Annotated in this window: 24 protein-coding genes and 1 other annotated feature; of the genes, 17 read left to right on the top strand and 7 right to left on the bottom strand. The window is 43.4% G+C overall.

The window, feature by feature from the left end; all coding sequences use genetic code 11:
- The first annotated feature begins 97 nt into the window (after positions 1 to 97).
- From CW370_RS15600 to bceB, 12 genes are all read left to right on the top strand, one after another.
- Positions 98 to 370, top strand: a complete 273-nt coding sequence (locus tag CW370_RS15600; RefSeq protein ID WP_003229117.1) for a YtzC family protein — start codon at positions 98 to 100, stop codon at positions 368 to 370.
- A gap of 154 nt (positions 371 to 524) precedes the next feature.
- Positions 525 to 662: a hypothetical protein gene (locus tag CW370_RS21335; protein WP_003229119.1), complete on the top strand. Its 138-nt coding sequence runs from the start codon at positions 525 to 527 to the stop codon at positions 660 to 662.
- 33 nt (positions 663 to 695) lie between these two features.
- Positions 696 to 1,088 carry a GntR family transcriptional regulator YtrA gene (ytrA, locus tag CW370_RS15595; protein ID WP_003229121.1) on the top strand — a complete coding sequence of 131 codons (393 nt, stop codon included), beginning with the start codon at positions 696 to 698 and terminating at the stop codon, positions 1,086 to 1,088.
- Positions 1,081 to 1,959 (top strand): ABC transporter ATP-binding protein YtrB, encoded by an 879-nt coding sequence (gene ytrB, locus CW370_RS15590; RefSeq protein WP_024572828.1) that lies wholly within the window; start codon positions 1,081 to 1,083, stop codon positions 1,957 to 1,959. Before ytrA ends, ytrB begins: the two co-directional genes overlap by 8 nt.
- Positions 1,953 to 2,939 (top strand): ABC transporter permease YtrC, encoded by a 987-nt coding sequence (gene ytrC, locus CW370_RS15585; RefSeq protein ID WP_024572827.1) that lies wholly within the window; start codon positions 1,953 to 1,955, stop codon positions 2,937 to 2,939. The genes ytrB and ytrC overlap by 7 nt, the downstream gene beginning before the upstream one ends.
- A gap of 29 nt (positions 2,940 to 2,968) precedes the next feature.
- Complete coding sequence (gene ytrD, locus CW370_RS15580; RefSeq protein ID WP_029946122.1) at positions 2,969 to 3,946, top strand: ABC transporter permease YtrD; 978 nt, start codon at positions 2,969 to 2,971, stop codon at positions 3,944 to 3,946.
- Positions 3,947 to 3,960: 14 nt separating this feature from the next.
- Positions 3,961 to 4,656 carry an ABC transporter ATP-binding protein YtrE gene (gene ytrE / locus CW370_RS15575; protein ID WP_003229129.1) on the top strand — a complete coding sequence of 232 codons (696 nt, stop codon included), beginning with the start codon at positions 3,961 to 3,963 and terminating at the stop codon, positions 4,654 to 4,656.
- On the top strand, positions 4,646 to 5,956 hold the full coding sequence (gene ytrF / locus CW370_RS15570; RefSeq protein WP_024573097.1) for an ABC transporter permease YtrF: 1,311 nt from the start codon (positions 4,646 to 4,648) through the stop codon (positions 5,954 to 5,956). The genes ytrE and ytrF overlap by 11 nt, the downstream gene beginning before the upstream one ends.
- Before the next feature lie 96 nt (positions 5,957 to 6,052).
- Positions 6,053 to 6,748 (top strand): two-component response regulator BceR, encoded by a 696-nt coding sequence (gene bceR, locus CW370_RS15565; RefSeq protein ID WP_024573098.1) that lies wholly within the window; start codon positions 6,053 to 6,055, stop codon positions 6,746 to 6,748.
- Positions 6,741 to 7,745, top strand: a complete 1,005-nt coding sequence (gene bceS / locus CW370_RS15560) for a two-component sensor histidine kinase BceS (protein ID WP_024573099.1) — start codon at positions 6,741 to 6,743, stop codon at positions 7,743 to 7,745. Before bceR ends, bceS begins: the two co-directional genes overlap by 8 nt.
- Before the next feature lie 101 nt (positions 7,746 to 7,846).
- Positions 7,847 to 8,608, top strand: coding sequence for a bacitracin ABC transporter ATP-binding protein BceA (gene bceA / locus CW370_RS15555; protein WP_029946123.1), 762 nt, complete (start codon positions 7,847 to 7,849; stop codon positions 8,606 to 8,608).
- Positions 8,598 to 10,538, top strand: coding sequence for a bacitracin ABC transporter permease BceB (gene bceB, locus CW370_RS15550; protein WP_101169793.1), 1,941 nt, complete (start codon positions 8,598 to 8,600; stop codon positions 10,536 to 10,538). The genes bceA and bceB overlap by 11 nt, the downstream gene beginning before the upstream one ends.
- Positions 10,539 to 10,574: 36 nt before the next feature.
- Here the strand turns inward: bceB and CW370_RS15545 are convergent, their stop codons facing one another.
- A complete protein-coding gene (locus tag CW370_RS15545; RefSeq protein ID WP_024572131.1) occupies positions 10,575 to 11,321 on the bottom strand; it encodes an LMBR1 domain-containing protein in 747 nt (248 codons plus the stop codon).
- Positions 11,322 to 11,509: 188 nt separating this feature from the next.
- Here CW370_RS15545 and CW370_RS15540 point away from each other — a divergent pair, with 188 nt between their 5' ends.
- Complete coding sequence (locus tag CW370_RS15540) at positions 11,510 to 12,703, top strand: MDR family MFS transporter (RefSeq protein WP_024572130.1); 1,194 nt, start codon at positions 11,510 to 11,512, stop codon at positions 12,701 to 12,703.
- 236 nt (positions 12,704 to 12,939) lie between these two features.
- Here the strand turns inward: CW370_RS15540 and CW370_RS15535 are convergent, their stop codons facing one another.
- Entirely contained in the window at positions 12,940 to 13,725 is a 786-nt protein-coding gene (locus CW370_RS15535; protein WP_004399022.1) for a blue-light photoreceptor, read from the bottom strand.
- Positions 13,726 to 14,129: 404 nt separating this feature from the next.
- Here CW370_RS15535 and CW370_RS15530 point away from each other — a divergent pair, with 404 nt between their 5' ends.
- The 3 genes from CW370_RS15530 to CW370_RS15520 all read left to right on the top strand — a co-directional run bounded on the left by CW370_RS15530 (position 14,130) and on the right by CW370_RS15520 (position 17,733).
- Positions 14,130 to 14,465, top strand: a complete 336-nt coding sequence (locus tag CW370_RS15530) for a DUF4257 domain-containing protein (protein WP_003246114.1) — start codon at positions 14,130 to 14,132, stop codon at positions 14,463 to 14,465.
- Between the two features lie 102 nt (positions 14,466 to 14,567).
- Positions 14,568 to 14,782, top strand: a binding site (T-box leader).
- A gap of 109 nt (positions 14,783 to 14,891) precedes the next feature.
- Entirely contained in the window at positions 14,892 to 17,306 is a 2,415-nt protein-coding gene (leuS, locus tag CW370_RS15525; RefSeq protein ID WP_003246072.1) for a leucine--tRNA ligase, read from the top strand.
- Between the two features lie 115 nt (positions 17,307 to 17,421).
- Positions 17,422 to 17,733 (top strand): rhodanese-like domain-containing protein, encoded by a 312-nt coding sequence (locus tag CW370_RS15520; protein ID WP_004398993.1) that lies wholly within the window; start codon positions 17,422 to 17,424, stop codon positions 17,731 to 17,733.
- Between the two features lie 21 nt (positions 17,734 to 17,754).
- Here CW370_RS15520 and melA read toward each other — a convergent pair whose 3' ends face one another.
- The 5 genes from melA to CW370_RS15495 are packed head-to-tail and all read right to left on the bottom strand — an operon-like array spanning position 17,755 to position 23,152.
- Positions 17,755 to 19,053, bottom strand: coding sequence for an alpha-galactosidase MelA (gene melA, locus CW370_RS15515; protein ID WP_024572927.1), 1,299 nt, complete (start codon positions 19,051 to 19,053; stop codon positions 17,755 to 17,757).
- Positions 19,054 to 19,072: 19 nt separating this feature from the next.
- On the bottom strand, positions 19,073 to 19,903 hold the full coding sequence (locus CW370_RS15510) for a carbohydrate ABC transporter permease (protein WP_024572928.1): 831 nt from the start codon (positions 19,901 to 19,903) through the stop codon (positions 19,073 to 19,075).
- Positions 19,900 to 20,811, bottom strand: a complete 912-nt coding sequence (locus CW370_RS15505; RefSeq protein ID WP_015251409.1) for a carbohydrate ABC transporter permease — start codon at positions 20,809 to 20,811, stop codon at positions 19,900 to 19,902. The genes CW370_RS15510 and CW370_RS15505 overlap by 4 nt, the downstream gene beginning before the upstream one ends.
- Positions 20,804 to 22,084 carry an ABC transporter substrate-binding protein gene (locus tag CW370_RS15500; protein ID WP_029946335.1) on the bottom strand — a complete coding sequence of 427 codons (1,281 nt, stop codon included), beginning with the start codon at positions 22,082 to 22,084 and terminating at the stop codon, positions 20,804 to 20,806. Before CW370_RS15500 ends, CW370_RS15505 begins: the two co-directional genes overlap by 8 nt.
- 33 nt (positions 22,085 to 22,117) lie before the next feature.
- Complete coding sequence (locus CW370_RS15495; protein WP_024572199.1) at positions 22,118 to 23,152, bottom strand: LacI family DNA-binding transcriptional regulator; 1,035 nt, start codon at positions 23,150 to 23,152, stop codon at positions 22,118 to 22,120.
- A gap of 216 nt (positions 23,153 to 23,368) precedes the next feature.
- Here CW370_RS15495 and CW370_RS15490 point away from each other — a divergent pair, with 216 nt between their 5' ends.
- Positions 23,369 to 24,268: a dienelactone hydrolase family protein gene (locus tag CW370_RS15490; RefSeq protein ID WP_024572198.1), complete on the top strand. Its 900-nt coding sequence runs from the start codon at positions 23,369 to 23,371 to the stop codon at positions 24,266 to 24,268.
- Positions 24,269 to 24,429 lie beyond the last annotated feature (161 nt).

Below are 24,429 nucleotides of genomic sequence, written 5' to 3'. Positions count from 1 at the left end.
AAATGAATATCGACCATAAATTACTTTATTGAATAAAGTCAGATGAGGCTACAATATGAATGATGGATGATTTCCATTACCAAGAGGAGGGGTTACTGTGGCAACAAGACAATCAGTAGATGAACATCTCCAGCAATGTATGCAGGCCTATGATTATGCTGAAGAACAGCTGAAAATCGCTTCTAAACAAGAGCATTATAACGATCAAGAATATAGTGATGCACAAATGCAGCTAGAAGATGCGGTAAATGCCTTGAATAAACTATGGCTGTCGTCAAATGATCAGCAAAGAGAACAGCTGTACAGAATGAGACTTCAGCTTCAATCTTTGCAAAATAATATGATCCTGCAGCACCCTCTTGATGTGTAGGAAAACGGACCCTTTTAAAAGGGTCCGTTTTTTTGTAAAAAAAGGATTGACTTTGTGAGTCAAAGTATTTATTGTATTAAGTGTACTAATTGAAGTAATACACTGTAGACACTAATATAAAATCATTTATATATTGACATTAAGGGAGGCAGTTATGAAACATAAAAAACGAAACAAACGTAACGTGCCAATGCTGATTGCGGCATCTGTGATCGCTTGTTCTTTTTTTCTTGTTCTCGTGATGATCGGTTTTGAATGGCAAAAAAGTATAATTGATCATTTTTATCTATAAAAGGTTCAGATCGTATAGAAAGTAGGGAAGTAAATGATTCAAATCGATCCAAGAAGCTCAACACCCATTTACGAACAAATTATTCAGCAAATGAAAGAGCTTTGTTTGAAAGGGATCATGAAGCCTGGTGATAAGCTTCCTTCTGTCAGAGAATTGGCAACGATCATTATTGCGAATCCGAACACTGTCAGCAAAGCGTATAAAGAACTTGAGCGAGAGGGGATTATTGAAACGCTGCGGGGCAGAGGGACCTATATATCGGAGAATGCAAAAACGACACTGGTTGAAGGGAAGATGACGATGATTAAAGAGCAACTCAAACAGCTCATCATCGATGCACACTATGCAGGGGTTGAGCTGGAAAAACTGCACGAATGGATAAAGGAAATCAGCGCTGATGTGAAGGGAGGCAAAAAAAATGATTGAACTGCGGCAGCTGTCAAAAACGATTGACGGCAATCAAGTATTAAAAGATGTTTCATTAACAATCGAAAAAGGAGAAATCTTTGGATTGCTTGGACGCAATGGATCGGGCAAAACGACGATGCTTCGCTTAATCCAGCAAATCATTTTCGCTGACAGCGGAACGATTTTATTTGACGGCGTAGAAATCAAAAAGCACCCGAAGGTCAAACAAAATATCATCTACATGCCTGTTCAAAATCCTTTTTACGACAAGTATACATACAAGCAGCTTGTCGATATCCTGAGAAGAATATATCCGAAATTTGATGTCACGTACGCGAATGAACTGATGAACAGATACGAAATTCCAGAAACGAAAAAATATCGCGAGCTGTCGACAGGCTTAAAAAAACAGCTGTCCCTCGTTCTGTCGTTTGCGGCGAGACCGGCGCTGATCCTTCTGGATGAGCCGACGGATGGAATAGACGCGGTGACAAGGCATGATGTGCTGCAGCTGATGGTCGATGAAGTGGCAGAGCGTGATACGAGCATCCTGATCACCTCCCATCGCCTTGAGGACATTGAACGGATGTGCAACCGAATTGGTTTTCTCGAAGATAACAGACTGACCAACGTCATGGATCTTGATGAGTTAAAAGAAGAATACATTAAAATTCAAATGGCTTTCGATACAGATGTCAATTTGGCCATCAGAGAGCAAAACATTCCGATGCTCGATCAGGCCGGCGTGTTTTACACAGTGCTGATTCCGAAAAGCGATGAGGAGAAAAAGAGCTTTTTGAGAGAGCTGAAGCCAAAAGTATGGAATGAGCTTCCTGTCAACCTGGAAGAAGTGTTCATTGCGAAGTTTGGAGGGAAGCGGAGATGGTAGACCGAGGTCTCCTCTATCGAGAGTGGAAACAGAATCAAGTGGTGATTTTGTTAAGTATCGTGTTTTTAGTGTTGGCAAATCCGCTTTCTATCGTTAATACGTATTTGTCTTATCAAGGGTGTCTGGCTCATCAAGACCCGCAATATTGTGAATTTATTGTGAATTATCATAGAAGCAATCTAATAGATATCAACTGGGTGCCGGGGGTCATTTTGGCGGTCTGCTTCCTCGGAATGGAACGTTCGAAAGGCACGATGGATTTTATATTAAGCCTCCCATATAACAGAAGCCAAATTTTTCAGACGAAATTTTGGTTAGGCGGTTTTGTGATTGTGCTGTCGCAATTAATTGGCTTTTTATTTGCGTGGCTGCTGATTCTTGTCTATAACCCTGAACACGTCTACTTTTTTGAGCACAGCAGCGTTGGAGTAATTGTGATTAGTTTTATGGCTTATTGTTTGTTGATGGCTGCTGGTGCATTAACGGGAAATGTTTTTGCCCAGTTATTAACGGCATTTGCTGCTGCGGTATTGCCATATTTAATTGTTGCATTGCCGGTTGGAAACTTTGAAGTTGTTTTTGGTGTGAATATATGGGAAATGTTCCCTTCCCCGGAGGTGTATTTCTCTCTGACGAGCAATTTATTATATCTTGTGCCCATTGGTTATGTTGCAAGTGACTGGCTTATCGATAGTAAATATATTTTAATGATTCCAGCTGCCATGAGCATTCTGTTTTACTTGATTGGTTTGATAAGCTTCAAAAAGCATCCCAGTGAACGAAACGGATACTTTTTCTTATGGAACAGATTAGACCGTCCGGTGCAAATTCTGGTTATGGCTTTCGGCATCCTTGGATTTGGTTTATTTGGATACTATACCGGACATTCCATTATTGGTTATATTTTGGGTATGATCATTGGGGCAGTGGCTGGATTCTTTGTGAGCTACTTCTCTATTTATAAGAAAACAAAAGTGTAAGAAATGCCTTAGGTTTGGAGGGAAGTGAGTTGCCGGATTCAGGACTGCTTTACAAAGAGTGGCGGCAGAATAAAGTCGCCTTAGTTATCACCATTTTGGTTTTTATATTGGGTAATCCATTATCAATTTTAAATATGTATCTCATCTATCAAGGCTGTGTCACTGGAAAAGAAAATTGGGTCGGCCCCTGCGTATTCAGCGTTGATTATTTAAACAGCTCATTTATCTCATTGTTTTGGATTTGGGGAGTCGTTTTGGCGGTCAGCCAGCTTGGGATTGAACGTAGCAAGAGCTTTTTTGATTTTACATTAAGCCTTCCGTATACAAGAGGGCAGATATTTCATGCGAAGTTCCTTACTGGCGGAATGGTGATTGTGATACCGCAACTCATAGGTTATGTTTTATCTGTTTTGCTGATCATGCTTTTGAAGCCTGATCAGGCCGTTTATTTTCACAATTACAGCCTTGGAATGATGATCATCAGCATGCTGGCTTATTCGCTAGTTATGGCAGGAGGAGCTCTGACAGGCAATAGTTTCGCACAGCTTCTAGTCTCATTTACCGTGGCCATTTCGCCATTTTTGCTCATCAGCCTGCCTGCGATCAACCTGGAGATCCTTTTTGGCGGATCAATAGATTTTATCCATGGTCCAGTACCTAAATGGGTGCAGTATTTCATTCCGATAATTTATGTAGACTCGAAATGGGCTGAGAATTCACCATATTATTTAGTCATTCCGGCTATCATGACTATCATTTTTTACATTATCGGCTATATTAGCTTTGTCAAACTGTCTAATGAAAGAAACGGATATTTCTTCTTATGGAAGCCGCTTAACCGCCCGGTGCAGATCATCGTTATTATCATAGGAATCATGGGCTTCGGCTATTTTGGATTTACGGCAAGCGAGAGCTTTGCAGGTTATCTCATTGGCATGGGTACAGGTGCGGTAATCGGGTTCTTGATCAGTTATTTTGCGATTTATAAAAAAATGAAACTTTTGTAAGGGAGAGAGAACATATGATTGATGTTCAGCATATCGACCATTCTTTCACGATCGGAAAAAAGGGCCGTGAGAATGAAGTTCCAGTATTGAAGGATGTTTCATTGAGCGTGGCGAAAGGTGAGATCGCCTGTATTGTCGGGCGAAGCGGCTCAGGGAAATCAACGCTTTTGAATTTGATTTCCGGCTACATATCGCCGACAAAAGGGCGGATTGTCATTAATGGCACTGATGTTACGGGGTTTAATGAAAAGGAATGGGCGCAATTTCGGCTTGACCATTTCGGGTTTATTTTCCAAAGCTTTCAGCTCATTCCGGGTTTAACGACGTATGAGAATGTGGAAATGCCGCTGGCGTTAAAAGGGATCAAGCCCTCTGAGCGGAAGCAAAAGGTGCAGGACATGCTGAAACGCGTCGGTCTGGAAAACCACGCCGCTCATTATCCGAATGAACTGTCAGGCGGCCAGCAGCAGCGTGTCAGTATTGCTCGAGCGTTGATTTTAAATCCTTCGATTATCTTAGCGGATGAGCCGACGGGAAGCCTTGATTCAGAAACGGAACATGAAGTGCTGGAATTGATCCAGCAGCTGAATCGTGAGCGTGGCATTACATTTGTGATCATTACTCACGATGATGAAGTCGCTTCTATCGGACATTCAAAATTTCAGCTTCATGATGGTGTGCTAAAAGGAGGAATTACCGTTGAGGTTTAAGGATCAGGTTCATTTTATCAGAAGAAATATGAAGAAAAACAGACTTCGCGTCTTTATGACGATTCTTGCGACAACAATGGCGTGTGCGTTTTTGGTTGTGCTGTCGTCCGTTGGGTTTGGGATTCAAAAGACAATTACAGATATGACAATGAGCCAGCAGGTTGTAACGAAAGTCAGTGTAATGGGCAAGGAAGGAGACAAGCCTATTAAAAAAGCTGACTTAGAGAAGTATGATCACGTAAGGTCAGTTGTAGAAAGAACGCAAGTGTATGAACCAAACAAAGCTACTTTAGGCAATCGTACAAATGAAAGCTCAAATCTCATTTTTACTAATATGAATGATGAATTAAAGGCCAATATGGAATTGGAAAAGGGAAGAGTCGCAAAGTCGGAAAATGAAATCGTAGTAGGATACGACTTCGCAAAGAGATTATTAACGAAAAAAGAATCGGAAGAATATAACAAAAAAATCGAGGAAGCAAAAGGAAATCCAGAAGATATAAAAGAACCAAAGGGCTATACGAAAGATATTCTGAACAAAACAATTGAACTAAGTGTATCGAAGACAGATCCTAAAACAGGGGATGTTACAAAAACAAAAACATATGACTTTAAAATTGTCGGTATTACAAAAAAACCATCTCAAGACTGGATGGAGGACTCAAACATTTTTATCAGTGATCAATTCAAAAAAGATTTTTCGGAATTCTTAGATTTCAAAGACGGAAATGTTGAAACTAAGATTGGCGTTTTTGCTGATAAGTTTGAGAATGTGGAACAGCTGACAAATGATCTAACAGATGACGGGTACTATGTCACATCAGTGACTACCGAACTTGAGGGGGCTAACACCTTCTTCATGGTCTTCAAAATCGGACTGATCTTTGTCGGATGTATCGCAGTTATCATTTCAGCGATCGGCATTTTTAACACGATGACGATGGCGGTGACAGAGAGAACGCAAGAGATCGGCATTATGAAAGCGATTGGGGCGAGTCCGTCTATCATTCGCCGAATGTTCCTGATGGAAAGCGCGTATATCGGGATTTTAGGCTGTGTGATTGGAATTATCATTTCCTACGGCGTCAGCTACCTTGTCAACCTGGCCGTTCCGATGATTCTCGCGGCCACAAGCGGAGGCGATGCGGGCGACTTGAATTACACATTCTCCTACATCCCGGCGAGCCTTGTGATCATTGCCGTTGTGATTTGCGGAGGGGTCGCAGTCATTTCCGGAATGAACCCGGCGAGAAAAGCTACCAAAACCAACGTGCTGACAGCGTTGAGAAGAGAATTATAATGCGAACGAGCCGGCTGAGACAGCCGGCTTTTTCTATAGCGCATGCTGGCGTTTTGCTATACACTTGATAAAAAAGGAAAAAGTGCGGTGAATTGATTGTTTAAACTTTTGCTGATTGAAGATGATGAATCACTGTTTCATGAAATCAAGGATCGTTTAACGGGATGGTCCTATGATGTATACGGCATTCAGGATTTCAGTCAGGTGCTGCAGGAATTTGCGGCGGTTAATCCTGATTGTGTCATTATTGATGTACAGCTGCCTAAATTTGACGGTTTTCATTGGTGCCGGCTGATCCGCTCCCGGTCAAATGTTCCGATTCTCTTTTTATCCTCCCGGGATCATCCTGCTGATATGGTGATGTCCATGCAGCTCGGGGCAGATGACTTTATTCAAAAGCCATTTCATTTTGAAGTGCTGATCGCGAAAATCCAAGCGATGTTCCGGCGTGTGCACCATTATAATACGGAGCCGAATACGATTAAAACGTGGTGCGGCGCTGCTGTAGACGCGGAGCAGAACCTCGTCAGCAATGACAAAGGATCTGTTGAACTGACCAAAAATGAAATGTTCATTCTAAAACAATTAATAGAGCAAAAAAACAAGATCGTCAGCCGGGAAGAGCTGATCAGAAGCTTGTGGAACGATGAGCGTTTTGTTAGTGATAATACGCTGACCGTCAATGTCAATCGCCTGCGAAAAAAACTGGACGTCCTGCAGCTTGGCGCATATATCGAGACAAAGGTGGGCCAGGGCTACATCGCGAAGGAAGAGGACAAGTTCTATGATTAAAGCATTCCTTATAGAAAGGCGGAGCTGGATTGCCGCGTTTTTGTTTCAGCAGGCTTTGATGCTGTTCATTGCTTTTGTCGATCCTTCCATATCATTCGGGAATGTACTTTATATGGTGTATTTGTGCATCTTGTTTTTTATCATATTCCTTTGGTTCCGCTATCGGAAAGAAACAGCGTTTTATAAAAGCTTGAAAACATGGGAGAACAATCTCGATGTGACAGCCATAAATGAACCGGAAACGCCGTTTGAAGCAATGGTTGAAAGAAGCATTGCCGGGCAAACAGAACACTTGAAGCAGACCGCAGCACGGCATCGCTTAGCATTGGAAAATGAAAAAGATGAGCTGATGGCATGGATCCATGAGGTTAAAACTCCATTAACAGCGATGCATTTAATCATTGATAGAATGGAAGAAAAAGCACTGAAATCCCAGCTGTCATATGAATGGCTGCGTATTCACCTGCTTCTTGATCAGCAGCTTCATCAAAAACGCATTTCATTTATTGAAAACGACCTGTCAGTAGAATTCATTCAGCTTCAGCCTTTGATCTTTAAAGAAATCAAAGATTTACAATCGTGGTGTATCCAAAAAGGGATCGGTTTTGACATACAGCTCGATGCAAAAGAAGTGCTGAGCGATGCAAAATGGCTGGCGTTTATCATCAGGCAGCTGCTGACAAACGCGGTGAAATACAGCGAAGCCTCTGAAATCGAGATCAAAAGCTTTCAAAAAGGGGAACAGACGCAGCTCCAAGTGAAAGACTGTGGCAGGGGCATTGATCCAAAAGATGTACCGCGTATTTTTGATAAAGGGTTTACATCCACAACGGATCACCATGATCAAGCGTCAACTGGCATGGGGCTGTACTTGGCAAAAAAAGCAGCGGCGCCGTTATTGATCCATATTGATGTTGAGTCGGAGTTTGGTGCGGGGACAGTTTTTACATTAACCTTTCCAATACGGAATCAATTTGAACATGTCATAAGCGTGTGACGAAAATGTCACATGCTTTTCTTTTTTGTTCGCCGTATCGAAGGAAAAGCCCGGCATTCCTTTTTATAATGAGATTATCCAATATAAAGGAGACTGCGTAAATGGTGATTTTAGAAGCGAATAAAATTCGAAAAAGTTATGGAAACAAGCTGAATAAACAGGAAGTGCTGAAGGGCATCGATATTCACATTGAAAAGGGCGAATTCGTCAGTATTATGGGTGCTTCCGGGTCGGGAAAAACCACTTTGCTCAACGTTCTGTCCTCAATCGATCAGGTCAGTCACGGAACCATTCATATTAATGGAAATGACATGACAGCTATGAAGGAAAAGCAGCTGGCTGAATTTAGAAAACAGCATTTAGGCTTTATCTTTCAGGATTACAATTTGTTAGACACATTGACAGTGAAAGAGAATATCCTTCTGCCTTTATCGATCACGAAACTATCAAAAAAGGAAGCCAATCGCAAGTTTGAGGAAGTTGCAAAGGAACTGGGAATATATGAATTGCGGGATAAGTACCCGAATGAAATTTCCGGCGGCCAGAAGCAGAGAACATCCGCCGGAAGAGCGTTTATTCATGACCCGAGCATTATTTTCGCTGATGAACCGACCGGCGCGCTTGATTCGAAATCGGCCTCTGATCTATTAAATAAGCTGAGCCAGCTCAATCAAAAACGAAACGCCACGATTATTATGGTTACCCATGATCCCGTCGCTGCCAGCTACTGCAGCAGAGTCATTTTTATTAAGGACGGGCAAATGTATACACAGCTGAATAAAGGGGGCCAGGACAGGCAGACGTTTTTCCAGGATATTATGAAAACGCAAGGCGTGTTAGGCGGGGTGCAGCATGAACATTAATCAGCTCATCCTGCGAAATTTGAAAAAGAATCTTCGTAATTACTATCTGTATGTGTTTGCGCTCATCTTTAGTGTGGCGCTTTATTTCGCCTTTGTCACGCTGCAGTATGATCCAGCAATTAACGAAGTGAAGGCTTCAATCAAGGGAGCCGCGGCTATTAAAACCGCTTCGATTTTGCTTGTGGCTGTAGTGGCGATCTTCATTTTATATGCCAATACGATTTTTATTAAGAGACGGAGCAAAGAAATCGGGCTTTTTCAATTAATTGGAATGACGAAGCATAAAATTTTTCGCATCTTAAGTGCAGAAAATGTCATGCTGTATTTCGGTTCATTAGCGATCGGGGTAGCGGCCGGGTTTTCGATATCGAAGCTGGTCTTGATGATTCTGTTCAAAATTGTCGATGTCAAAGCGGATGCGAAACTGCATTTTTCTGAGCAGGCCTTGGTCCAAACGGTCATTGTGTTCTGCGGCATTTACCTTTTGATCATGATCATGAATTATACGTTTATCAAAAAACAGAGTATTTTATCTTTGTTTAAAGTAACGTCCTCCACTGAAGACAAAGTAAAGAAAATATCATTTTTCCAAATGCTGATCGGCGCTTTAGGCATCGTGTTGATTTTGACAGGATACTATGTGTCTTCTGAGCTGTTTGGCGGAAAATTTAAGACCATTAATGAACTGTTTGGTGCGATGAGCTTCATTCTGGGGAGCGTCATTATCGGGACGTTTTTGTTTTATAAAGGATCAGTTACGTTTATCTCGAATATCATTCGAAAAAGCAAGGGCGGCTACTTAAATATTTCTGAGGTCCTGTCACTGTCATCGATCATGTTCAGAATGAAATCGAACGCATTGCTGCTGACGATTATTACAACCGTTTCAGCGCTCGCCATCGGGCTGTTATCTCTTGCTTACATCTCGTATTACTCGTCGGAAAAGACCGCTGAACAAAATGTAGCGGCTGATTTTTCATTCATGAATGAGAAAGATGCCAAGTTATTTGAAAACAGATTGAGGGAAAGCAACATCTCGTTTGTAAAAAAGGCAACACCTGTCCTGCAAGCAAATGTTGACATTGCAAATATCATGGATGGAACTCCGAAAGAGATGCAGGGCGATCCCGGCAATATGCAGCTTGCTGTTGTTAGCGACAAAGATGTAAAAGGAGTCGATGTGGCGGCTGGAGAAGCCGTTTTCTCAGGATACACCGACTTGCTGCAAAAAATAATGGTTTTCAAGGACTCTGGTGTTATTAAAGTAAAAAGCAAGCATGAGGCGCAGCCATTAAAATATAAAGGATTAAGAGAAGAGTTTCTTGTATCCTACACGTTTACAAGCGGGGGCATGCCCGCTGTCATTGTGGATGACAGCCTGTTTAAACAGCTGGACAAGGATAAAGACCCCCGCATTCAGCTGGCGCAATCTACATTTATCGGCATCAATGTGAAACATGAAGATCAAATGGAAAAAGCAAATGAGCTTTTTCAACAGGTGAACAAGAAAAACGAGCATTTATCAAGACTGGATACAAGCGCTGCGCAAAAATCACTGTTTGGTATGGTGATGTTCATCGTCGGCTTCTTAGGGTTAACGTTCCTGATTACATCAGGTTGTATCCTTTATTTTAAACAAATGGGAGAAAGTGAAGATGAAAAACCGAGCTATACGATTTTAAGAAAACTCGGTTTTACGCAGGGCGACCTGATAAAGGGGATACGCATCAAACAAATGTACAACTTCGGCATTCCGCTCGTTGTCGGCCTCTTCCACAGTTACTTTGCCGTCCAATCCGGCTGGTTCTTATTCGGATCAGAGGTATGGGCGCCTATGATTATGGTGATGGTGTTATATACTGCGCTCTACTCCATTTTTGGTTTTCTGTCAGTTCTTTATTATAAGAAGGTCATTAAATCGTCGTTGTGAAACAGAAAAAGCTCCAGACATTCTGGAGCTTTTTGTTTATCGTTTTGGCGCCCGATAACCGGCGGCTTCAGCTTCTTCAACTGAGCAAAACATTTCAGCCGGATCGGTTGTCCGGTCGTAGTATGTACTGCCTGGCGTGTGGTAGATGCCGTTTTTGCTTCCTTTGATATTACAGCCTTCTGCTTTGTCAGCTGTTTTGGTTTCATCACTTTTACTCGTATTGTTTGAAGAACTTCCAGTGTCTTCATGAGAACTGGCGGTTTGGCTTTCCGTCTCTTTTAATTGATTTTCAAGCTTTGTTTTATCTTGTCGAAGTGTTTCGTTTTCAGCCTTTGCCGTTTTTGCATCTTCTTTGAGCTGCTTTTGATTTTCTTGAAGCTCTTTAATCTCAGCTTTTAATGATTTCTGAGTCTTTTTTAGATCGCTATTTTCGTTTTTAAGCTTCTCAAGCTTGTCTTGATCTTCTTTGTTGTCTTTTAATTTCTTTGCTTCGAAGCTGACAGATTTATATTCTTTCTCAAGTTCTTCGTGCTCTTTTGTGAGGTTTTTATATTCGGCGTTTAGCGCTGAATATTTTTTCTCGGCATTTGCTGCGGAAGTGTCAGGTTCTGCCAATTCTGCCCCGGTAAAGAGCAGCACAAGGCCTCCAATGAAAAGCGGCCAAAAAAGTCTCTTGGAGAAACGTTTTTCCTTTTTCAGTACATATCTGACAAGGTGATATAATCCATAGCCCAGTGAAATGAGACATGCCAGAAAACCTAAGAATGCTAATACCATTTCCATAATATGACCCCTTTTTCTATTTATTTTACATTTTTCAAACAATATTTGTTAGATTTTTTCACGTTCATCAGTTGAAAAATGTGAGAGAGACAGATAGAATGAATGTGCTATGATAACTGGATTCGTACGGAGCCGTTTTAGGTTTCGTTTTTTTCATGAGCTTTTTTAAGTAAGAAAGGGGGATGAGTATGCCGCGTGCTCTTAAAATTTTAGTCATTGGAATGTTTATCAATGTGACGGGTGCTTCTTTTTTATGGCCGCTGAATACGATTTATATCCATAATCATTTAGGAAAGTCGTTAACAGTAGCCGGACTTGTCCTGATGCTGAATTCCGGCGCCAGTGTGGCTGGTAATTTATGCGGAGGTTTTTTGTTTGATAAAATCGGCGGTTTTAAATCGATTATGCTTGGGATAGCCATTACGTTAGCAAGCCTGATGGGCCTTGTCTTTTTTCATGATTGGCCAGCCTATATTGTGCTGCTGACGATTGTGGGCTTTGGCTCCGGTGTTGTTTTTCCGGCCAGCTACGCAATGGCAGGATCGGTATGGCCTGAAGGGGGAAGGAAGGCATTTAATGCGATATATGTCGCGCAAAACGCAGGTGTGGCTGTCGGTTCAGCGCTTGGCGGTGTCGTGGCGTCTTTCTCGTTTTCATATGTATTTTTGGCGAATGCCGCGCTGTATCTGGTCTTTTTCTTTATTGTATATTTCGGATTTCGAAATATTCAGACGGGAGATGCGTCCCAAACATCCGTGCTTGATTACGATGCTGTGAACAGCAAAGCAAAATTTGCCGCACTGATCATTTTAAGCGGAGGCTATGTACTGGGATGGCTGGCTTATTCTCAATGGTCAACCACAATTGCTTCGTACACACAAAGCATTGGAATATCTCTTTCCTTATACAGCGTGCTGTGGACGGTTAACGGAATTCTCATTGTGCTCGGCCAGCCGCTCGTCAGTTTTGTGGTGAAAAAATGGGCCGAGTCGCTAAAAGCGCAAATGGTCATCGGCTTTATCATTTTTATTGTGTCTTTCAGCATGCTGCTGACTGCAAAGCAATTTCCGATGTTTCTCGCTGCGATGGTGATCCTGACTATCGGAGAAATGCTTGTTTGGCCTGCTGTGCCGACTATTGCCAATCAGCTTGCCCCTAAAGGGAAAGAAGGCTTTTATCAAGGCTTTGTCAACAGTGCGGCGACAGGCGGCAGAATGATTGGTCCCCTGTTCGGAGGAGTGCTTGTCGATCATTACGGCATTAGGGCTCTTGTTTTATCTCTGTTGGTATTGCTGCTGATCAGTATTGCCACAACGCTTCTATATGACAAACGGCTAAAATCAGCTAAAGAAACAAATAAGCAGGCATCAATCTCTTCATAATAAAAGATCCCGCTGGGTGAGCGGGATTTTTCAGCGTGTCGACAAACCCTCGCATTCGTTGTCAGGCCTGCGCTTCGGTGCTCACGAATTAGAACATTCGCTCCGCTCCTATGCCCGTCCTTCCTAGACTTCAAGGGTTTTCAATCACGCTGAAAAGATGACAAAATCCTAAAATGAAAACCATTTTAGGATTTTGTCAACAATCTGAAAGATCCCGCCGGATGAGCGGGATCTTTTTACATAATCGGAAGCACTTTAACGGCATCCTTTACATTTGAATATGTTTTCAGCGACGAAAAATTGGCATCCAGTTTATTCATTTTCATAGCCAATTCAGGTTTAATGCCGGTAATGATTAACTCAGTTCCGGTCAATTTCAGCAAATGGCTCAGCTTGAAAATTTGGTCGGCCGTTTGTTCGTTCACTTGGGCCAATCCGGATAAATCAATGATCAAATAATCATCTTTGGATGTTGATAAGATATTCGTCAATGTGCAAACGATGGAATTAAATCGCTCCTCTGTCAGGTTTCCGACTAGCGGAAGAGCCGAAATACCATTGCGAATCGGGACAATAGGAGTTGAAAGTGCAGTAATTTCCGTGAGGGAATCCTCGAGAAGCTTTTCATATTCTTTTTGCTTGGTGATATCATTCTGAATTCCGACAAAATACGTTTTATCCTCTATTTCCATTGGATCAATATTTAATTCATTCCAGAACATCGTTCCGTCTTTTTTGTAGTTTTGGATCTGAACGGTGACCGGTTCTTTATTTTGTAAAGCGGTTCTGATGTTGTCCACTTCTGCAGGATCTGTGTGTTTCCCCTGTAAGAAGCGGCAGTTCTTTCCTAAAATTTCCTCGGTCTCGTAGCCGGTCATTTGAACAAAGCCTTGATTTACGTAGACAATAGGATTATCTTCAAGTGCGGGATCTGTAATTACCACACCGACTCGCACGTGATCAAGCGCTTTTTTGATGACTTCCAGCTGTCCTGGTATCCCAAATGATTGAAAACTAGCCATATAAATCCCCCTTAGGCCGTCAGCTTGCTATGCGAAAGCCTGATATTCCCCTTTTTAAAAATGAATTCTACAGTAACCGTAGCACAACACTTGTTCTGATTCAAGCAAGTGCAGTTTGTTGTTTGTCATTAGGGCTTGTCCTCGTATACACTAAAAATAAGAACAGAATTTGAACATATGAACGGAAAGGTTTTCTGCATGCTAAATAGGTGACTAGGTCAATGTCACTGGGTGAAAAATGAATCCAATGCATCAAGCTTACCGATCATGTGTTCACATATAATGGAAGAAACAAGCTTTTTACAGATTTGCCGGTATGTAGATATCGAAAATCATCGGAATCGTTTAAGGGGGCTGGATGGCCTGAAGTCGCTTTACGAAATAAGGGCTTTAGGAAGGTGATGATGAAGATGCTGCATCAGGTACTTATTGCTTGTGTAATTGGAGGAATCATGGGGATTCTCGGTCATGTGAAAAAGAGAGGCAGACTGGAGAAGCCCAGAATGACGAAGCGGTTTATCTACCTTGGATTTTTGGAAGATTGGTTTATCGGCATGACGGCTTCCATTTTACTTGTATTATCCGCTGACCCCGATTCAGGAATTCAACTTGTCATCTTATCCATTATCTCAGGCTACGGCGGTGAAGCTGTTCTCAGAAGTTTTGACTTTGTGAGAGAACTGAACAGCGGCGGCGAACCGGCCGAGTCCAAACGTCAAACCAAAACTCCACCCGAATAATTGTCCTCAATCTCCGCCCGTTCAGGGTACATTCCCATTGTATACAAACCTGCTTGCACTTATGAACAGAATTCTATAAAATACAGTTAGATTACGGTTGCGATAAGAACAATGAAGAGGAGCAGTAAGAAACAGATATTGTTGCAGAGAGTTGACGGCTGGTGAAAGTCAATCAAGTTTGTTTCCGAACTCACCTCAGAGTTGCAGCGGTGAAAAGCCGCTGACGCATAACTGCGTTAAAAGTATCAAGTGAGTGCGGCGTATGCCGCGCTAACGAGGGTGGTACCGCGGGAAAACGAAAGTCTCTCGTCCCTTTTTGGGATGAGGGAGTTTTTTTTAGTTTGGGAATATTCTGAATATAATCCTCTCCTTCCCGTCAATACTTGAACCATACACGCCGTATTCAATCAGAAGGAGGTTTTTACTTTGAGTTTTCAGCACAAAGAGATAGAAAAGAAATGGCAGACATATTGGCTTGAAAACAAAACATTTGCCACTCTTGATAATAATGAAAAACAAAAATTCTACGCGCTGGACATGTTTCCTTATCCGTCTGGAGCTGGGTTGCACGTCGGCCATCCTGAAGGATACACAGCTACGGATATTCTGTCCCGCATGAAGCGCATGCAGGGCTATGATGTCCTTCATCCAATGGGCTGGGACGCATTCGGCCTGCCAGCTGAACAATATGCGCTTGACACAGGGAACGACCCCGCTGTGTTTACGAAGCAGAATATTGATAACTTCCGCCGCCAAATTCAAGCGCTTGGCTTCTCATATGACTGGGATCGCGAAATCAATACGACTGACCCTGAATACTATAAATGGACGCAATGGATTTTCTTAAAGCTATACGAAAAAGGCCTTGCTTACGTTGACGAAGTGCCTGTAAATTGGTGCCCTGCGCTCGGTACTGTTCTTGCCAACGAAGAAGTCATTGACGGCAAGAGCGAACGCGGCGGCCATCCGGTAGAGAGACGCCCAATGAAGCAGTGGATGCTGAAAATCACCGCTTATGCGGACAGGCTCCTTGAGGACTTGGAAGAGCTTGATTGGCCGGAAAGCATTAAAGATATGCAGCGCAATTGGATCGGCCGTTCGGAAGGCGCTCACGTTCATTTTGCTATAGATGGACATGATGATTCCTTTACGGTGTTTACAACAAGACCAGATACGCTGTTTGGCGCTACATACACTGTCCTTGCCCCGGAACACGCATTGGTGGAAAACATCACAACGGCTGAGCAAAAAGAAGCTGTTGAAGCTTATATCAAAGAAATTCAATCAAAGAGTGACCTAGAACGTACAGATCTTGCGAAAACAAAGACAGGCGTATTTACAGGAGCGTATGCGATCAATCCTGTAAACGGAGAAAAACTGCCGATTTGGATTGCGGATTATGTTCTTGCATCATACGGAACAGGTGCTGTCATGGCAGTTCCTGGACACGATGAGCGTGATTTTGAATTCGCCAAAACATTCGGCCTTCCGGTGAAGGAAGTCGTAAAAGGCGGGAACGTTGAGGAAGCAGCCTATACTGGCGACGGCGAGCACGTGAACTCTGATTTCCTGAACGGCCTTCACAAACAGGAAGCGATTGAAAAAGTGATCGCTTGGCTGGAAGAAACGAAAAACGGTGAGAAGAAAGTGACATACCGTCTTCGTGACTGGCTCTTCAGCCGCCAGCGTTATTGGGGCGAGCCGATTCCGGTCATTCATTGGGAAGACGGAACGTCAACAGCTGTCCCGGAAGAGGAGCTGCCGCTGATTTTGCCAAAAACGGATGAAATCAAACCGAGCGGAACGGGCGAATCACCGCTTGCGAACATTAAAGAGTGGGTGGAAGTCACAGACCCTGAGACAGGGAAAAAAGGAAGAAGAGAAACGAATACAATGCCGCAATGGGCGGGAAGCTGCTGGTATTTCTTGCGCTATATTGATCCGCACAATCCGGATCAGCTGGCATCACCAGAAAAATTGGAAAAATGGCTTCCGGTCGATATGTATATCGGCGGTGCAGAACATGCCGTGCTTCACCTTCTGTATGCCCGCTTCTGGCATAAGTTCCTTTATGATATCGGCGTAGTGCCGACGAAAGAACCGTTCCAAAAGCTGTACAACCAAGGAATGATTCTCGGCGAAAACAACGAAAAAATGAGTAAATCTAAAGGGAACGTTGTCAATCCTGACGAAATCGTGGCCTCTCACGGTGCTGATACGCTGAGATTGTACGAAATGTTCATGGGACCTCTTGATGCTTCAATCGCCTGGTCTGAATCAGGATTAGACGGTGCGCGCCGTTTCCTTGACCGTGTATGGCGCCTATTTATTGAAGACAGCGGTGAGCTTAATGGCAAAATCGTTGAAGGCGCGGGTGAAACATTGGAGCGCGTCTATCATGAAACGGTCATGAAAGTCACAGACCATTATGAAGGCCTTCGTTTCAACACGGGTATTTCCCAGCTGATGGTCTTTATTAATGAAGCTTATAAAGCAACAGAACTGCCGAAAGAATATATGGAAGGCTTCGTGAAGCTTCTTTCTCCTGTCGCGCCACACTTAGCGGAAGAGCTATGGGAGAAGCTTGGCCATTCTGGCACAATTGCCTACGAAGCTTGGCCTGTATATGATGAAACAAAACTTGTGGATGATGAAGTTGAAATCGTTGTTCAGCTGAACGGAAAAGTAAAAGCGAAATTACAGGTTCCTGCCGATGCAACAAAAGAACAGCTGGAACAGCTTGCTCAAGCAGATGAAAAGGTCAAAGAGCAGCTTGAAGGCAAAACGATTCGGAAAATCATCGCGGTGCCTGGGAAGCTTGTCAATATTGTGGCAAACTAAGCCTGGAAAAAATCCCCTTTGCCAAAAGGGGATTTTTTTCATCAGTCTCAGAATAGCAATCGTTCAGCTGACTTTGATATACTGAACATGATCACTGTGAATAGGAGTGTTTTCTTTGGAAATAAAAGAAATCAGCACAGCCGCTTTGAAAGAAAAAATTGAGGCGGACGAAGAATTATATTTAATTGATGTCAGAGAAGATGAAGAGGTAGCGGAAGGCATGATCCCGCAAGCCGTTCATATTCGCATGGGGGATATTCCTGAAAAAATGGAAACCCTTGATAAAGACAAAGAGTACGTATTTATCTGCCGCTCAGGAATGCGCAGCATGAACGTCTGCAAGTACCTGGATGAGCAAGGCTTTAAAACAGTCAATGTTGAAGGCGGCATGATGGCCTGGGAAGGCGAAACAAAACCAAAAAACTAGGGGAGAGCGGTCCCCTAGTTTTTATTTGTATTCCGGAAGCCAATCGCCGTGTGCTGCAAATAAATCGTCGCACATGGAGATGATGTCCTTCATGGAAAGCTCCGCGCTTGTATGCGGATCAAGCATTGCAGCTTGGTAAACCGCTTCTTTTTTCCGTGTGACAGCCGCTTCGATTGTCATCAGCTGTGTATTAATATTCGTCCGGTTTAAGGCGGCAAGCTGCTCAGGCAGTTCTCCGGCGAAGCACGGTGTAATTTTTTTTCTGTCGGCGACGCATGTCACTTCCACAACCGCTTTTGAAGGAAGGTTGGTGATCAGCCCTGTATTCAAGACGTTTCCTCCGAAGGTGAATGATTCGTTTGTTTCCATTGCTTCTATAATTCTTGAACCATATTCCTTTGAGCGTTCGTGCGTAAGGTGTTTATTATTGACGATATCATCCCGCATTTTCTCCCAATTTTCAATTTGCTTGACGCACCTTCTCGGATATTCGTCGAGCGGGATTTGCAGCTCGCTGATCAGTTCAGGGTAATTCCGTTTAATAAAGTATGGGTGATACTCTGCGTTATGTTCGGACGATTCCGTGACATAATAGCCGAACTTATCCATTAATTCAAACCGCACCATATCATGATGCTTTGTTTTTTGTTTTTCTTTCGCTCTCCTTTTGATTTCTGGATATAAATCTGTGCCGTCTTTTTTGACTTCCAAAAGCCAAGCCATATGATTAATGCCTGCGATGCGTTCCTCAATTCCGTCATGCTCCATTCCGAGAGCTTTAAATAAATCCTTCGTGCACACTTGAACACTGTGGCAGAGCCCGATTGTTTTGATATTGGTATAGCGGAGCATGGCGCCTGTAAGAGTGGCCATTGGATTTGTATAGTTTAAGAACCATGCGTCAGGGCACATTTCCTCCATATCTTTTGCGATATCAAATAAGACCGGGATTGTTCTGAGAGATCTGAATATCCCGCCGATGCCTACTGTATCGGCGATCGTCTGGCGCAGCCCATACCGTTTAGGAATCTCGAAATCGATGACTGTGCTCGGTTTGTATCCTCCAACCTGAATCGCATTGATGACATAGCCTGCGTTTTGCAAGGCGAGTTTTCTGTCATCATAGCTGTTGATGGCCACACTTGGGTTATAACGGTCTCTTAGATTTTCGAGCATGAGCTGGGATTCCTGCAGGCGTTTGGGATCAATGTCGTAAAGAGCGAACTCAAATCCATTCAGTGCCTCTGTTAACAGGCAGTCTCCCAAAACATTTTTGGCGAAAATCGTGCTCCCTGCACCGATAAATGTAATCTTTTTCATATTGCTTCCCCCTTTAATGTTAACCCTTTACCGCTCCGGAAGACAGGCCGGCAATAAAGTATTTTTGCAGCGCCAAAAACAGAACAACCATCGGCAGCATTGCCATAAGTGCCGCTGCGGCAACTAAATGAAGGTTGTTTGCGTTTTCTCCGAAAAAACCTGCCATGGCTACTGTTAATGTCTGAACCTTTTGATCTTGTAAAAAGAAAATGGCAAATTGATAGTCGTTCCAAATAAAGACACAAGAAATAATACAGATGGTCGCAGTGATCGGCTTCAGCAGAGGAAACACAATCGTAAAAAAGATTTTCAGCATGCCTGCGCCGTCAATTCTTGCGGCTTCTTCAAGCTCTTTTGGAATGGTCGATCGGATAAAGCCTGAATATAAGAATACGGTTAACGGCATGTAAGCCGCTGTATTGATGAAAATGGCGATTGCGTGTGTATTGACCATTCCGGCGTCCACGACCATTCGGTACAAAGGAACCATGGACGTTAACGGAGGGATGATCATAATGGAAATCAGCAAGGCAAAAACGGTTTTATTCAGTTTCGTTTCCCGCCGGGCAAGCGGGTAGGCGGCAAGTGAGCCGAATATAATTAATAACAAGGCAGAAAAACCTGTGATGATCATGGTGTTTATAAAAGAGTTTCCTAGCGAAGCGCGCTCCCACGCCTCTGAAAAATTATGAAAGGAGATGTCGGCTGGAAATATCCATTTCGAACTGTAGTCTCCTTTTGCTTTCAATGAAGTGGTCAGCAGGATATAAAAAGGAATAAAATGCGCACAGGCCACAATGGCTGCAAGAAGCGTAATGATCCGCATGCTTTTTGTACGGGCGGCTCTCATGACATTTCCGTCTCCTTTCTTTTAAAGTACGCAAGCGCGCAAAAGCTGATGATCAAAATGACAAATGCCATAAATATGCCTTGCGTTGCGGCATAGCCGGCATCCTGCCGTTTGAAATACAAATCATACATAAACGTGGACATGGATTGTGACGCATTTCCGGGGCCGCCTGCGGTGAGTGCAATGATCACGTCAAACAGCTTTAAGCCTCCGATAATGTTGATGACCATATTAATGGTAATGGAGGGCATTAACAGAGGCAGCGTGATGGTAAAAAACTGCTGGCCTTGTTTCGCGCCATCCATTTGCGCCGCTTCATAGTAGTCTTTCGGAATGCTTTGCAGACCGGCTAAGTAGACAACCATAGCGATCCCGACATATTGATAGGTGTTAATCATGACAATGATCCATGGATTGAGTGATGGACTGGCGAGCGCATTAATAGGGCTGATGCCGAAGACCCCGAGCAAATCATTGAGCGCGCCTCCGTCATAGGAGAAGAAAAAGTACCAAATGTAGCCCATAATGAGCGGGCTGATCATCACCGGCAAATACACAATTGTTCTTGTTACCGCTTTCGTTTTAATGCTTTGATTTAAGAGCAGAGCGTATAGAAGCCCGACCACATTTTGAAAAAAAGTGCTGCCAAGCCCGTAAAGCAGAGTGTTTTTTAAGATATGCCAAGTGTCAGGATCAGAAAACAGCCTTTCATATTGCGCGAATCCAACCCATTGGTAGACTTGTGAAAAGCCGTTCCAGTTTGTAAAGGTAATCAATGTGCCTTTCACAAACGGATAAATCATAAAGACCAGAACGGAGAGCAAAGCAGGAATGTACATCCACCAAAGTGAGGACTGCTTTTTTGGCTTAACCTGTTTCACATGAACGTCCCTTGCGATCTCACTCATTGTTTTCAGCTCCCTGTGTTTCCGATTGCTCCCGGAGTCGTTTATATTCTCTTCCCAGCTTCTGCGAAATGTCTTGAGGCGCCAAAATGTCAGCCGCGAGCTCCTGCCCAACCGTGCCCAGGACATCCCACATTCCGTTTGGCAAGTATAACCGGTCGAAGTAAGGCTCGACTTTGACATCTTGATAATGCTCATAATCGTTTGCGTAGAAAATATCAGCTTTCACATTGGTCAGCCCTGAAGGAAGCGATGTGGCTTCAGCCATTTGTTTGGCATTGGCCGGGCGGGCCATAAATGCGATAAAATCTTTTGCCTCTTTTAATTGAGGCGAATCTTTCCATGCTGCAAGCGTGTAGCGTTCACCGCCGATCCATATCGGGTCATCACCGGGATGTATGGCAGGTGTCGGGATAATGCCGACCTCGACGTTAGAGTTGATCTGGGCAACGTCTTGGCCGAGTGTGCCGCCTTGCATTGTAAAGGCGATTTTGTTTTGGGCCATTAATTCAATGAGCTGTGATTTTTTTGCCGTGACGGCGTCGATGTTAATCAATTTTTCTTTCTGCATTTGTTTGAGGATTTTCGATAAGTAAGTAAATTTATTCCATTTGAAAGTACCATTGGTGAGCTGTTTTTTTTCATTATGGGCAGGGTCTGTGATGAGAAGAGGTGTAGCGAATTGGTCGTAATATTGAGCGAATGAGCTTTTGTCATAGCCGGCAAACCAGAAGGGAACAATGCTTCCCTTGCTCTTTTCTTTAATCGTTCTCAGTGCTTTGATAAAGTCATCCATGGTTTCCGGCGGAGCAATGCCGTAACGGTCTAAAATATTGCGATTATACGCCAGACCGTCTTTTGCCTGATTGATTGGATAGGCATACACCTTTCCGCTTTTATTTTTGAGGATGCTGTTTAAATTAGGATCAAGATCTTGAGTCCATTTCATATCCCGGAGATCCGCTGTATATTCTCCGTACCTGATTTTCCCCCAGCCATGTGTATCGAATAGATCTGGCAAATCATTGGCCGCCATTCTGACACGCATCATATTTTCATAGTCATTGCCTGGGAAATGAAGGCTGACATGAATGTCACTGTGTTCCTTTTCGAATGCTGCCGCTAGTTTTCTGAACGTATCTCTTTCACTGTCGGTTGACATTGTAGAATAAATGGTTAACGTCTTTTTTGCGGTATCTGCTGAGCTTTTCTCTGCTGAACACCCGGGCAGAACAAGCAGAATAAAAGAGAGAAATAAAACAAAAGTGTGTTTCATCTTTTCCTCCTTATCATCGTGATGAATCTTTGCTTATGTCACCTCCTTTGCTATACATCCGCAGCTTTGTCTTACAATTAATGTTGTGGGCAGGGTGACATGGTGAGGAAGCGTTCGTCCATTGAGACGGTCAAGCAGCAGTTTTACGCCTGTCCGGCCCATTTCCTCTGTGTATACCTTCACCGTTGTTAAAGGCGTGCTGGCAAATTCAGCTTCCTCAATGCCGTTAAAGCTGACGATTGCAGTATCCCGCGGCACTTGCAGTCCGGCTTCCTGCAGCGCTTTTAATGCGCCGATCGCCATAGAATCGCTGGCGATAAAGAATGCTTCCGGCAGATGGCTTTGATCGATTGCTTTCTTCATCAGGCGATAGCCCTCACGCATGCTGTACTCTCCGATCAGCACATGCTCAGGCTGGGGGGCGGCTGACTCCAAAAAAGCGGTCAGGCGTTTGTCTTCAATCGTTCTGCGAATGCTTTGGCCGTCCTTCAGCGTATGCTCTTTTTCTTGTCCGCCAATGTAGCCTAACCGTTTGTAGCCTAAGTTGAAAAGGTGATCAATCGCCTGGCGTGAAGCCGATTCAAAATCGATTCCAATCGAATCGTATGCTTGCGGATCTGGTGAATGATTGATAAATACTGCATGCTCCAGCCTTCCGCTGATATGCTTAACCGCTTCATCATGAACACGGCCGATGACAATGACACCATCCAATTCCCGAAAGATATGTTCCTGAAAGGAGCCGAGATGAATCGAATTTGTAATGAAAATTTCCTGTTCAAAGCATTCCTTTTCAATCCCTTTCCGAATGGAAGAAAAGTAAGGGTCCTGCCTTTCCTGATCAGGGGACAGACAGCTCAGCACACCGATCAGCGGCTGAGCCCGCTGTTTTTGCCCGCGGGCTTTTCGGCGTTTGGCAACGGTTTGATAACCAAGTTCTTCAGCGATGTTTATGACTCTTTGTCTCGTTTCGCCCGCAACAGAAAGCGACTCATCTTCATTTAAAATTCTGGACACAGTTGCGCTGGAAACTTTAGCTTTCAAGGCGATATCTTTAATACGAACCATGGGTATCCCTCTCATCTATTTAGTAAATATTAACTCATCTGTTTTTGATAAATTGATATTATCATATAAAAGTAAGCGGTTACAATAATTGTTTTCGGAATATTTCGTTATATTTACTAAATATTTAGTAAATGATGTGATTTATGTTGGAAAAATAGAGGGGAACCCAGATCTGTCTCGTAAATGTGAAGTAAGCGAATAAGGAAGGGTGATGGGATGAGAGCCGAAAGAAGAAAGCAACTGTTTCGATTGCTTGGTGATTTGCCTGATCGGAGGCTAATCAGTGTTGAGACATTACGTATTGAAGAAAGAGAAGAAAATATCGTTGAAACGCTCCTGCTCGATTTAAATGGACATGAAAAGGTGCCCGCTTATTTTGTGAAGCCGAAGAAAACAGAAGGACCGTGCCCAGCCGTATTGTTTCAGCATTCGCATGGGGGCCAGTATGATAGGGGAAAAAGTGAGCTGATTGAGGGAGCGGATTATTTGAAAACGCCTTCTTTTTCTGATGAGCTTACTTCACTCGGATACGGCGTTCTTGCGATTGATCATTGGGGATTTGGAGATCGGCGGGGAAAAGCGGAAAGCGAGATATTTAAAGAAATGCTTCTCACCGGAAAAGTGATGTGGGGGATGATGATTTATGACAGTTTAAGTGCGTTAGACTATATGCAGTCACGCTCTGATGTTCAGCCTGACAGGATCGGAACCATCGGCATGTCTATGGGAGGTTTGATGGCGTGGTGGACAGCGGCGCTCGATGACCGGATTAAGGTGTGTGTGGATTTGTGCAGCCAGGTGGATCATCACGTGCTGATCAAAACACAGAATCTTGACAGGCACGGCTTTTATTATTACGTCCCATCGCTTGCAAAGCATTTTTCCGCATCGGAGATCCAAAGCCTGATCGCGCCGCGCCCGCACCTTAGTCTTGTTGGTGTACACGATCGGTTAACGCCGGCTGAGGGCGTGGACAAAATCGAAAAAGAATTGACAGCTGTCTATGCTGGACAGGGAGCTGCTGATTGCTACCGAGTGGTCCGTTCTGCTTCGGGACATTTCGAAACAGCAGTTATGAGGCATGAAGCTGTCCGGTTTTTGCAAAAGTGGCTGTGACTGTAAAAAGAAATCGAAAAAGACCGTTTTGTGTGAAAACGGTCTTTTTGTTTCCTTTTAACCAACTGCCATAAATCGATCCTTTCTTCTATTGACAGAAACAGGAGAGAATAATATATTCTAATTGTTAACCTTTAAATATAATTGGTTAACAATTTAGG

This window comes from Bacillus sp. SN32 (assembly GCF_002837495.1).
Lineage (GTDB): Bacteria > Bacillota > Bacilli > Bacillales > Bacillaceae > Bacillus > Bacillus subtilis.
This window is presented reverse-complemented; position numbering and strand designations above follow the sequence as displayed.

Coding starts and splice junctions, on each gene's coding strand:
- CW370_RS15490 (WP_024572198.1), top strand. CDS start 23,369: ATGAGAGCCGAAAGAAGAAAGCAACTGTTTCGATTGCTTGGTGATTTG.
- ytrE (WP_003229129.1), top strand. CDS start 3,961: ATGATTGATGTTCAGCATATCGACCATTCTTTCACGATCGGAAAAAAG.
- CW370_RS21335 (WP_003229119.1), top strand. CDS start 525: ATGAAACATAAAAAACGAAACAAACGTAACGTGCCAATGCTGATTGCG.
- melA (WP_024572927.1), bottom strand. CDS start 19,053: ATGAAAAAGATTACATTTATCGGTGCAGGGAGCACGATTTTCGCCAAA.
- ytrA (WP_003229121.1), top strand. CDS start 696: ATGATTCAAATCGATCCAAGAAGCTCAACACCCATTTACGAACAAATT.
- bceS (WP_024573099.1), top strand. CDS start 6,741: ATGATTAAAGCATTCCTTATAGAAAGGCGGAGCTGGATTGCCGCGTTT.
- CW370_RS15535 (WP_004399022.1), bottom strand. CDS start 13,725: ATGGCTAGTTTTCAATCATTTGGGATACCAGGACAGCTGGAAGTCATC.
- CW370_RS15530 (WP_003246114.1), top strand. CDS start 14,130: ATGAAGATGCTGCATCAGGTACTTATTGCTTGTGTAATTGGAGGAATC.
- bceB (WP_101169793.1), top strand. CDS start 8,598: ATGAACATTAATCAGCTCATCCTGCGAAATTTGAAAAAGAATCTTCGT.
- ytrB (WP_024572828.1), top strand. CDS start 1,081: ATGATTGAACTGCGGCAGCTGTCAAAAACGATTGACGGCAATCAAGTA.
- ytrC (WP_024572827.1), top strand. CDS start 1,953: ATGGTAGACCGAGGTCTCCTCTATCGAGAGTGGAAACAGAATCAAGTG.
- CW370_RS15500 (WP_029946335.1), bottom strand. CDS start 22,084: ATGAAACACACTTTTGTTTTATTTCTCTCTTTTATTCTGCTTGTTCTG.
- CW370_RS15545 (WP_024572131.1), bottom strand. CDS start 11,321: ATGGAAATGGTATTAGCATTCTTAGGTTTTCTGGCATGTCTCATTTCA.
- CW370_RS15510 (WP_024572928.1), bottom strand. CDS start 19,903: ATGAGAGCCGCCCGTACAAAAAGCATGCGGATCATTACGCTTCTTGCA.
- bceA (WP_029946123.1), top strand. CDS start 7,847: ATGGTGATTTTAGAAGCGAATAAAATTCGAAAAAGTTATGGAAACAAG.
- CW370_RS15540 (WP_024572130.1), top strand. CDS start 11,510: ATGCCGCGTGCTCTTAAAATTTTAGTCATTGGAATGTTTATCAATGTG.
- CW370_RS15495 (WP_024572199.1), bottom strand. CDS start 23,152: ATGGTTCGTATTAAAGATATCGCCTTGAAAGCTAAAGTTTCCAGCGCA.
- CW370_RS15505 (WP_015251409.1), bottom strand. CDS start 20,811: ATGAGTGAGATCGCAAGGGACGTTCATGTGAAACAGGTTAAGCCAAAA.